The following is a 4018-nucleotide window of genomic DNA, read 5'->3' on the forward strand; positions in this document are numbered from 1 at the left end:
TCACCGACCGCCGCGAGGCCCCCGGCCCCCACCGCCGTCTCCGGCCCACCCCCACCTCCTCCGTCACCACGACCCCATCCCCGGCCTCCGGTCGCGGGCGGGGCCCGTGGTGTGCCCAGAAACCGATTCCAGAAAGGGTCCCCCCATGCCCTCCCCTTCCTCCCCGCGACGGGGAAGACCCGCCCGATGGGCACGTGCCCTCGGGGCCGCGGCCGCCGGGTTGTGCGTCTCGGCGAGCATGCTCTTCACGGCGCCGACCGCGAACGCCGCCGTCCAGGCCCCCCAGGCACCGCAGGCACCCGCCGCCAACGCCGACTGCCGGCCCGACGGCCTCCACCAGACCCCCGGGGTCGACGTCCCGTACTGCGACGTGTACGACGCCGACGGGCGCGAGATCCTCCCCAACAACCTCGACCGCCGGGTGATCGGCTACTTCACCAGCTGGCGCAACGGTTCCAACGGCCAACCGACCTACCTGGTCGACGACATCCCCTGGGACCGGATCTCGCACATCAACTACGCCTTCGGACACGTCGACGGGAACAACCGCCTGTCCGTGGGCCCGGACTCACCGGACAACCCGGCCACGGGCATGACCTGGGACGAACCCGGCCTGGAGCCCGACCCCGAGTTCTCCTACAACGGCCACTTCAACCAGCTCAACAAGTTCAAGAAGGACAACCCGGGCGTCAAGACCCTGGTCGCCGTCGGCGGCTGGGCCGAGACCGGCGGCTACTTCGGACCCGACGGCGAGCGCGTGGCCTCGGGCGGCTTCTACTCGATGACCACCACCGAGACCGGTGTCAACCACCAGGGCATCGAGACCTTCGCCGACTCGGCGGTCGAGTTCGTCCGCCAGTACGGGTTCGACGGCCTCGACATCGACTACGAGTACGCCACGTCCAACAACGGCGCGGGCAACCCCGACGACTTCTGGATCTCCGACGCGCGCCGGGGACTGCTCTGGGAGGGCTACGAGGAGCTGATGCGCGTCCTGCGCGAGAAGCTCGACCAGGCCTCCGCCCAGGACGGCACGTACTACCAGCTGACCGCCGCGGTCCCCTCCTCCGGCTGGCTGCTGCGCGGCCAGGAGGTGCACCAGGTCGTGCAGTACCTGGACTTCGTCAACATGATGACCTACGACCTGCACGGCACGTGGAACCACTTCGTGGGCCACAACGGCGCGCTCTACGACAGCGGCCAGGATCCCGAGCTGGCCGACGTCTACAACGCCTACGACGGGATCGGCTACCTCAACGCCGACTGGGCGCACCACTACTTCCGCGGCGCCATGCAGGCGGGGCGGATCAACCTCGGCGTGCCCTTCTACACCAGGGGTTGGAAGGACGTCCAGGGCGGCACCAACGGTCTCTGGGGCACCTCCGCGCTCCCCGACCAGACCCAGTGCCAGCCCGGCACCGGTGTCTCCGTGCCCTGCGGCGACGGCGCGGACGGCATCGACAACCTGTGGCACGACAGCGACCCCGTGACCGGGAACGCCATCGCGGCCGGGGCGAACCCGATCTGGCACGTGCTGAACCTGGAGAACGGCGTCGTCGGCGACTACGTGGCCGACTACGGGGTCACCGACGGGATCGAGGGCTCCTACACGCGCCACTGGGACGACGTGACCAAGAACGAGTGGTGGTGGAACTCCACCACGAACACGTTCCTGTCGGGTGACGCGGACCAGACCATCACCGCCAAGGCCGACTACGTCGCGGGTACCGGACTGGGCGGCGTGATGATCTGGGAGATGGCCGGCGACTACGCCTACAACGACGCCAAGGGCCAGTACGAGATGGGCGACACGCTCATCACCAACCTCCACCAGACGCTCAGCAACGCGGGCCCCTACGGCGCCGTCAAGGCGGAGACCGCCGCCCCCGCGGAGGTCCTCGACGTCGACGTCGACTTCCACGGGTTCGCGCTGGGCGACAACAACTACCCGATCACCCCCGACGTGACCATCACGAACAACTCGGCCGGAGAGATCCCCGGCGGTTCGACGATCACGTTCGACTACGGCACCTCGGCACCGGCCAACATGAGCGACCAGTCCGGCATGGGCCTGACCCACGTGCAGAACGGGCACGACCGGGGCGACAACGTCGGCGGCCTGGACGGCGACTTCCACCGGGTGGAGCTGACCGTTCCGAGCTGGCAGAGCATCCCCGCCGGGGGTTCGCTGGACTTCGTGCTCAGCTACCGGCTGCCGATCGCGCAGCCGTCGAACTTCCGCGTCACCGTCGGAACCAACGAGTACGCCATCACCTACGACAACCCCCGCGAGGGCACGCTGGTCGACGCGCCCGCGGGCGGCGGTGGCGACGGCGGCGGGGGCAACCCCGACGACTGCGCCGCTCCGGCCTGGGCGCCCGGGACCTACACCCAGGGCGACACCGTGACCCACAACGGCGCGGCCTACCGGGCCAAGTGGTGGACCCAGGCCGAGCCGGGCACCACCGGCGAGTGGGGCGCCTGGGAGTCCCTCGGCACCTGCTGACCCCGCCCCGCGCGAAGGGGGCGCGACGCCGTTTCCGGTGTCGCGCCCCCTTTCGCCGCTCAGACCCGTACGATCCGCAGCGTCGGATCGAGCTTGCCGATGTCGTCGGGGTCGGAGGTGAGGACCGTCGCGTTCAGCTCCGCGGCCAGCAGGGCCACGTGACCGTCGACCACATCGCTCGTACCGCTACGAGCGAGCAGGGCCCCGACCCGGCGCGCGCTCCCAGGGTCCAACGGGTGCGCGAGAACGCCCTTGAACTTCAGGAGCTTGGCGATGACCTGTTGACGGGGGTCGCCCCGCCACACCTGGGCCAGCACCCCAGCCGACACGTGTGCGACGGCACTCGCCTCATACAGGAGTTCCTGAACCTGATAGGCCCGAGGATCCCTTCGTTCGAGGGCGATGAGGAATCCCGAGTCGAGGACGACCTGTTTCATGCCGAGAACCCTAGGCGGCGGCGTGGGAGTTGTCCTCGAAACCGGGGAACTCGTCCGCCCCGTCCAACCCCAGAGCCTCCCTGGCCCACTGCCTGTCCTCGGCCGAAACCTCTCCGACCTCGGCTTTCAGCTCATCGAGCGTCGCCCTGATGGCCCCCCAGTCCGGCGCGTTCTCCGCGAGTTCCGTGAAGTACGCGGAGACCGAACCGGCCTGCCCGGAATCCACCGCACGCTGGGCCTTGGCCACGATCTCCTCCGGCACGCTGATCGTGACGCGCTTGTTCGTCATACTCGAATCATACTCTGCTCATACTCCTGTGTCCCGGAGTCGACGGAGGAGGTCACACGAGCGGCAGGGTGGAACGCCGGACGCTGGGGGCGACCCCGTCGCTGGCCTCCGCCGCCCGGCGCCGCTCCTCGTCGACCCGCCCGTACAGCGTCGTGCGCTGGCGGAGCGGACGTCCTGTCGGCGCGACCAGGGCACGGATGTCGCTGATCGTCTTGTACGACCCCTGCCCCGACCCCGCCATCCGGCTGATCGTCTCCTCCATGAGCGTTCCGCCCACGTCGTTGACCCCGCCCGCCAGCAGCTGGCGGCACGTGTCCTCGGCGAGCTTCACCCACGAGCACTGGACGTTGTCGATGCTCCCGTGCAGCAGCAGCCGGGCCAGGGCGTGCACCGCCCGGTTCTCCCGCACCGTCGGGCCCGTCCGGGCCAGCCCCGCGAGGTAGATGGGGGCGTTGGTGTGCACGAACGGCAGCGGCACGAACTCGGTGAACCCCGGACGCCCGTTGCGTTCCAGGGAGCGCTCCTGGAGCGAGCGCAGCAGTTTGAGGTGGGCGACCCAGTGGTGCGGGGAGTCCACGTGCCCGTACATCATCGTGGAGGTCGTGGGGATGCCCAGGTCGTGCGCGGTCGTGATCACCTCGATCCACTCGCGCGCGGGCAGCTTGCCCTTGGTGAGGATCCAGCGGACCTCGTCGTCGAGGATCTCCGCGGCCGTCCCCGGGATCGACCCGAGACCCGCCTCGCGCGCCCGCGTGAGCCACTCTCGGATCGGCAGGGCGGGGGGGG

3 protein-coding genes and 1 pseudogene are annotated in these 4018 nt (G+C 69.8%); 1 reads left to right on the plus strand and 3 read right to left on the minus strand.

Annotation, left to right across the window (positions count from 1 at the left end):
* The first annotated feature begins 145 nt into the window (after positions 1-145).
* Positions 146-2506 carry a chitinase C-terminal domain-containing protein gene (locus tag D471_RS0100695; RefSeq protein WP_026127279.1) on the plus strand — a complete coding sequence of 787 codons (2361 nt, stop codon included), beginning with the start codon at positions 146-148 and terminating at the stop codon, positions 2504-2506.
* Between the two features lie 59 nt (positions 2507-2565).
* On the opposite strand, the gene D471_RS0100700 is transcribed toward D471_RS0100695, so the two are convergent.
* From D471_RS0100700 to fbiC, 3 genes and pseudogenes are all read right to left on the minus strand, one after another.
* Positions 2566-2943 (minus strand): PIN domain-containing protein, encoded by a 378-nt coding sequence (locus D471_RS0100700; RefSeq protein ID WP_017596849.1) that lies wholly within the window; start codon positions 2941-2943, stop codon positions 2566-2568.
* A gap of 10 nt (positions 2944-2953) precedes the next feature.
* Positions 2954-3232: a hypothetical protein gene (locus tag D471_RS0100705; protein WP_017596850.1), complete on the minus strand. Its 279-nt coding sequence runs from the start codon at positions 3230-3232 to the stop codon at positions 2954-2956.
* A gap of 52 nt (positions 3233-3284) precedes the next feature.
* Positions 3285-4018: pseudogene (gene fbiC / locus D471_RS32440) on the minus strand (7,8-didemethyl-8-hydroxy-5-deazariboflavin synthase); the annotation flags it as partial.

The sequence above is a fragment of the Nocardiopsis lucentensis DSM 44048 genome (genome assembly GCF_000341125.1).
GTDB lineage: Bacteria > Actinomycetota > Actinomycetes > Streptosporangiales > Streptosporangiaceae > Nocardiopsis > Nocardiopsis lucentensis.